Annotated in this window: 6 protein-coding genes; all 6 read right to left on the bottom strand. The window is 69.6% G+C overall.

All coding sequences use genetic code 11. The features are described from left to right. Positions 1–82: 82 nt before the first annotated feature. Positions 83–424: a rhodanese-like domain-containing protein gene (locus IJH84_RS23470; protein ID WP_200068648.1), complete on the bottom strand. Its 342-nt coding sequence runs from the start codon at positions 422–424 to the stop codon at positions 83–85. A gap of 219 nt (positions 425–643) precedes the next feature. Continuing rightward, positions 644–2,266 (bottom strand): cation acetate symporter, encoded by a 1,623-nt coding sequence (locus IJH84_RS23465; protein ID WP_295149113.1) that lies wholly within the window; start codon positions 2,264–2,266, stop codon positions 644–646. Positions 2,267–2,289: 23 nt separating this feature from the next. Beyond that, a complete protein-coding gene (locus tag IJH84_RS23460; protein ID WP_295149110.1) occupies positions 2,290–2,640 on the bottom strand; it encodes a DUF485 domain-containing protein in 351 nt (116 codons plus the stop codon). A gap of 253 nt (positions 2,641–2,893) precedes the next feature. After that, positions 2,894–4,687 carry a cation acetate symporter gene (locus tag IJH84_RS23455; protein WP_295149107.1) on the bottom strand — a complete coding sequence of 598 codons (1,794 nt, stop codon included), beginning with the start codon at positions 4,685–4,687 and terminating at the stop codon, positions 2,894–2,896. 7 nt (positions 4,688–4,694) lie between these two features. Beyond that, positions 4,695–5,090, bottom strand: coding sequence for a hypothetical protein (locus IJH84_RS23450; protein ID WP_295149104.1), 396 nt, complete (start codon positions 5,088–5,090; stop codon positions 4,695–4,697). 37 nt (positions 5,091–5,127) lie between these two features. Next, on the bottom strand, positions 5,128–5,570 hold a 443-nt coding region (locus IJH84_RS23445; protein WP_295149101.1), incomplete at its 5' end, for a LytTR family DNA-binding domain-containing protein.

The raw sequence follows: 5,570 nt of genomic DNA, 5'->3' as shown, positions 1-5,570 counted from the left end.
CGCGGGCGCCTGCGCGTGCGCGGTCTGCCCGGTGGAGTGGCCACCCACTCCGGCCGCGGCGGCGGACCCGGCTCGGGAGGAGTCACAGCACGTACGGCTCGGTGCCGGGGTCGTCGGAGACGACGCTGCGGCCGCTGGTGTGCCAGCCGTTCATGCCGCGCTCCACGTTCACCGCGTCCCAGCCGTTCGCGTTCAGGTACGCCGTGACGCGCGCCGAACGGCCACCGGAGCGGCACACCACGTAGAGCTGGTCGGCCTCGGGCAGGTCGTCGAGCCGCTGCGGGATCTCGCTCATCGGGATGTGCACCGCGCCGGGCGCGTGCCCTGCGGCCCACTCGTCGTGCTCCCGGACGTCCAGCAGCGCGTTGCCCGCACCGGGCAGTTCGGCGGGCAGCTCCTCCGGCGGGACACCGGGCACTTGCATCGGGGTAGTCACGCCACGATGCTGCCACGCCGGCCGTGGGCATGTCGTGAGGTGCCCACGTCCCCGTGCCGCGACTCGCCTGTGCCGTGACTCGCCCGTGCCGTGACTCGCCCGTGCCGTGACTCGCACCGCGCAGCGGAACGCCCCGCCGGGTGGGCGGGGCGTTCCTGGACTGCGCGGTTGTCCGAGCACTCATCAGTGCTGCGGTCGGAGCACTTCTCAGTGCTGCGCGGTCGACTTCTCCGCGCCGGCACCGGTCAGCGAGCGGACCTCCATCTCGGCGTACTTCTCCGCGTTGTGCGGCTCCTTGCTCAGCACCGTGCCCAGGTAGCCGAGCAGGAACGAGATCGGGATGGACACCAGGCCCGGGTTCTTCAGCGGGAACAGCGCGATGTCCAGCGACGGGAACATCGCCTCCTCGTCGCCGGTCACCGCGGGCGAGAAGATGATCAGCACGATGGTCACCGCGAGCCCGCCGTAGATGCTCCACAGCGCGCCAGTGGTGTTGAACCGCTTCCAGAACAGCGAGTACAGCAGGGTCGGCAGGTTCGCCGAGGCCGCCACCGCGAACGCGAGCGCGACCAGGAACGCCACGTTCTGCCCGTTGGCCGCGATGCCGCCGAGGATCGAGACCACGCCGATCACCACCGCGGTGATCCGCGCGACCTTCACCTCCTGCTGCTTGTCGTCCACCTGCCCGTTCTTGATCACGTTCGCGTAGATGTCGTGCGCGAACGACGCCGAAGCGGTGATCGTCAGGCCCGCGACGACCGCGAGGATCGTGGCGAACGCGACCGCCGAGATGAACCCGAGCAACCACGGCCCGCCGAGTTGCAGCGCCAGCAGCGGCGCTGCCGAGTTGACCCCGCCAGGGGCCTCCTTGATCGCGTCCGGCCCGACCATGGCCCCGGCGCCGTACCCGAGAACCAGCGTGAACAGGTAGAACAGGCCGATCAGCCAGATCGCCCACACCACCGAGCGCCGCGCCTCCTTGGCCGTGGGCACGGTGTAGAAGCGCATCAGCACGTGCGGCAGGCCCGCGGTGCCGAGCACCAGCGCCAGCCCCAGGGACACGAAGTCGAGCCTGCTGGCTTCGGTCTTGCCGTACTGCGCACCCGGGTTGAGCAGCTTCTCGCCGTTCGCGCCCGCGGTGTCCACGGCCGATCCGAGCAGCCCGGACAGGTTGAAGCCGTACAGGCCCAGCACCCACACCGTCATCACGAACGTGCCCGCGATCAGCAGCGCCGCCTTGATGATCTGCACCCATGTGGTGCCCTTCATGCTGCCGACCAGCACGTACACGATCATCAGCACGCCGACGACGGCGATCACGATGGCCTGCTGGCCCTTGTCCGTCACGCCCAGCAGCAGCGCGATCAGGCCGCCGGCGCCCGCCATCTGGGCCAGCAGGTAGAAGAACGTCACCGCCAGCGTCGACAGCGAGGCCGCGGTGCGCACCGGACGCTCCCGCATCCGGAAGCTGAGCACGTCGGCCATCGTGTACCGGCCGGTGTTCCGCAGCAGTTCCGCGACCAGCAGCAACGCCACCAGCCAGGCCACGAGGAAGCCGATCGAGTACAGGAATCCGTCGTAGCCGTACACCGCGATCGCGCCCGCGATGCCGAGGAACGACGCCGCGGACAGGTAGTCGCCGGAGATCGCGATGCCGTTCTGCGGGCCGCTGAACGAGCGGCCCGCGGCGTAGTAGTCCGACGCGGTCTTGGTGTTCCGGCTCGCCCGGAACACGATCACCAGCGTCACCAGCACGAACACCGCGAAGATGCCGATGTTGAGCCAGCGGTTGGACGCCGTGTCGGTGTTCGGGTTCTGCGCCAGGTGCATTCCCAGCGCGGTCGTAGTGGCGCTCACCGCTGCTCTCCTTCGACGCTCTCGCGGATCCGCTCGGCCACCGGATCCAGGTTCTTGTTGGCGAACCGGACGTAGAGCGTCGTGATGACGAACGTGGACACGAATTGCAACAGCCCGAGGACCAGGCCGACGTTGATGTTCCCGGCGAGCTTGATGCTCATGAAGCCGTGCGCGTAGTCCGCGAGCAGCACGTAGATCAAGTACCAGGCGAGGAAGATCGCCGATACCGGGAAGACGAATTTACGCAACCGTTGCCGGAGCGTGCGGAAATCGGGACTGCGCTGGGTGTCGATCCAGACTTCGGCATCGGTGCCGGGGCTCGGATCGCTTTGGCCCGTGGAGTTCACGGTTGTCTTTTCCTCCTGCATCGGTGCGCTCCCGCCCGCCGGCGCCGGGCGGAGCTCGAGCTGTGAACGCGCGAACGCTACGCACCCGATGATCTTCGCGGAATCCGCCGGAATGAGGAATTTCCCAAACCGGGTGGATGACCATCAGGCGGACTTGCGAAAGCAGAGCTTGGCACGTGCTGTGAGGGTTGTCACCGGCACTTCTGCCGACGGTGAATAACGATCGGGCGACATTCCGGACATTGCGGAACGCTCAGCGCCGCCGGTGCCGTCCTTCCGGGACCGACCTGCGCCCCCGGCCGCTCGCCCGGGTCGCCGGGCCGTCCTGGAACCCGAGCCGGTCCGGGGCGTGCATCCGCAGCATGATCCGCGAGACGCCGTCCGGAAGGCGAGCGCGGGTGGCGAAGCTGACCAGCACCGCCGTCGAGAACGCGATCGGCACCGTCACCAGCGCGGGCTGGCGCAGCAGCGCACCGGCGATGCCGTCGGTCTCCGGCCACATCGCGCTCGCGCCCATGGCCGCGAGCACCAGGACTCCCCCGGTGGTCAGGCCCGCTCCGGCCCCGGCGGCGGTCAGCCCGCGCCACCACACGCCGAGTATCAGCAGCGGGCAGAACGTCGAGGCCGCCAGCGCGAACGCGAGTCCCACTCCGCGCGGAAGATCGTCCTGCGGCAGCACCAGCGACAGCGCCACCGGCAGCAGCGCAGTGGCCACCAGCACCAGCCGCGCGTCGACTCCCCGGTCCCGCAGCAGGTCGGTCGAGACCACCCCGGCGATGCTGACCACGAGACCGGACGAGGTCGACACGAACGCCGCGAACGCGCCCGCCGCGGTCAGCACCGTCAGCAGCGTCCCCGGCCAGCCGCTGAGCATCGCGTTCGGCAGCAGCAGCACGGCGGCGTCGGTGGTTCCGGTGACCAGCAACTCCGGCACGAACAACCGGGACAGCAACCCGAAGATGGTCGGGAAGAGGAAGAACATGCCCAGCAGCAACAGCACGAACAGCGCCGTGCGGCGGGCGGCGTGCCCGCTGGGGTTCGTGTAGAAGCGGATCAGCACGTGCGGCAGACCCATCGTCCCCAGGAACGTCGCCAAGATCAGCGAGTACGTCTCCACCAGCGAATCCGGCCCGCCGTCCTGCGGGTGCAGCCACGAGGCGTTGTCCGGGTCCGCGTCGGCGACCACCGGCACCGGGCTGTGCGCCGGGAACCGCAGCTGGGTGCCCTTGTCGACCTGGTAGTCCCCGGCCGAGACGAACACCTCGGCGTGGCCCCGCGGCTGCAACGGCCCGTCCCCGCTCGGCGTGGGCGAACCGGTCACGTCGACCCACACCGGCTCGGCGACGTGCAGCCGGACCGGGGTCTGCACCTGGACGACCGTGTCGTGCTGGAACTCCGGCCCGGGCGATTCCAGCCGCACGCCGTGGGATCCACCCGTCAAGAACACCCCGAACAGCACGAACGCGGGCACGGTGATCGCGAACAGCTTCACCCAGTACTGGAACGCCTGCACCAGCGTCACCGCGCGCATCCCGCCGCTGAGCACGCCTGCCATCACGAGCACGGCCACCGCGAGCACACCCGCCCAGAACGGCACGCCGGAAACGGTGGCCAGCGTCAATCCGGCGGCCTGGAACTGCGGAATCAGGTACAGCACGCCGATCAGCACCACGAAAACCGTGCTGAACCAGCGCAGCCGCAGCGAATCCAGCCGGGCCTCGACGAAATCCGGAATCGTGTAAGCGCCGGACCGGCGCAGCGGCGCGGCGACGAACAACAGCACCGCCAGATACCCGGAAGCGAAACCGATCGGATACCACAGCGCGTCCACGCCGTCCTTCAGGATCAAACCCGCGATGCCGAGGAACGAGGCGGCCGAGAGGTATTCCCCGGAAATGGCTGCGGCGTTGCGCTCCTCCCGCACCAGCCGCCGCGCCACCAGCAGATCCGAAGTGGTGCGCGCGGTGCTCGAACCCCAGATGCCGATCGCGAAAGTGGCCACGGCGACGAGCGCGATGCCGCCCAGCGCCCAGGAAGCGGAGACCATCGCCGAGCTACCGCTCGATCATGTGCAGGAAATCGCGTTCGTGCCGAGCCGCGGAACGCGAATACCAGTAGCCGATCAGCACCATGAACGGGTAGGGCAGCACCCCCAGCGCCAGCCACGGCAGCCGGACTCCGAAGATCACCGCGTCCCCCAGCGACGGCAGCAGGTAGAACAACAAGGGCAGTCCGAACAGGCCCACCGCAACCAGCCCGGTCAGCACCAGCGCGCTGCGCAGCTGCGCCCGCACCAGGTGGCCGACCACCATCTCGCCGACGCTGGTCTGCTCCTCCAGCTCCATGATCGTACGGCTCATCGGAGCGGTGCGGTACCGGTCGGCCAGCACGACGCGCTTGCGGCGGGGACGGCGGCGCCCGGCCGCCGGGGTCCCCTGCTCCGGCGTCATGCCCGCCCGGCCGGCGAGTGCTGCTGCCCGCGCGGCGTCATGCCTGGCCCCAGCCCTGCCTGGGCGCCCGCACCAGGCGGTCCTTGAGTTCGCGGGTGTGCCTGCGGCTGACCGGCAGCTCCTTCGGCTCCCCGCCGCCGAGCAGCACCGAATAACCGGACGACGACATCCGCAGCTCGCTGACCAGCGACATCGACACCAGGTAGGAGCGGTGGATGCGGATGAAGTTGGCGTCGGCCCAGCGCTCCTCCAGCTGCGCCAGCGGGATCCGCACCAGGTGCGACCCGCCGTCGGTGGTGTGCAGCCGCGCGTAGTCGCCCTGGGCTTCCACCCAGCGCACGTTCTTGCGGGAGACCATTTTCGTCGTGCCGGCCAGCTCCACGGGGATCACCTCGTCATCGTCGGCCGCGGGGAGTTCCGGTGCGGGCTCGCCGGTGCCGGTGGCGCCGTCGGTGCTGCCGCGCTCGGCCTTGCCGCGTT

This window comes from Saccharopolyspora sp., from assembly GCF_017434145.1.
GTDB lineage: Bacteria > Actinomycetota > Actinomycetes > Mycobacteriales > Pseudonocardiaceae > Saccharopolyspora_C > Saccharopolyspora_C galaxeae.
Note: the sequence above shows the minus strand (reverse complement) of the source record. Positions and strands in the feature narration are given on the sequence as shown.

What these genes read in the sequence shown, in the direction of transcription:
- IJH84_RS23470 (WP_200068648.1), bottom strand. Translation starts at nt 424, where the DNA reads ATGCAAGTGCCCGGTGTCCCGCCGGAGGAGCTGCCCGCCGAACTGCCC.
- IJH84_RS23465 (WP_295149113.1), bottom strand. Translation starts at nt 2,266, where the DNA reads ATGCACCTGGCGCAGAACCCGAACACCGACACGGCGTCCAACCGCTGG.
- IJH84_RS23455 (WP_295149107.1), bottom strand. Translation starts at nt 4,687, where the DNA reads ATGGTCTCCGCTTCCTGGGCGCTGGGCGGCATCGCGCTCGTCGCCGTG.
- IJH84_RS23450 (WP_295149104.1), bottom strand. Translation starts at nt 5,090, where the DNA reads ATGACGCCGGAGCAGGGGACCCCGGCGGCCGGGCGCCGCCGTCCCCGC.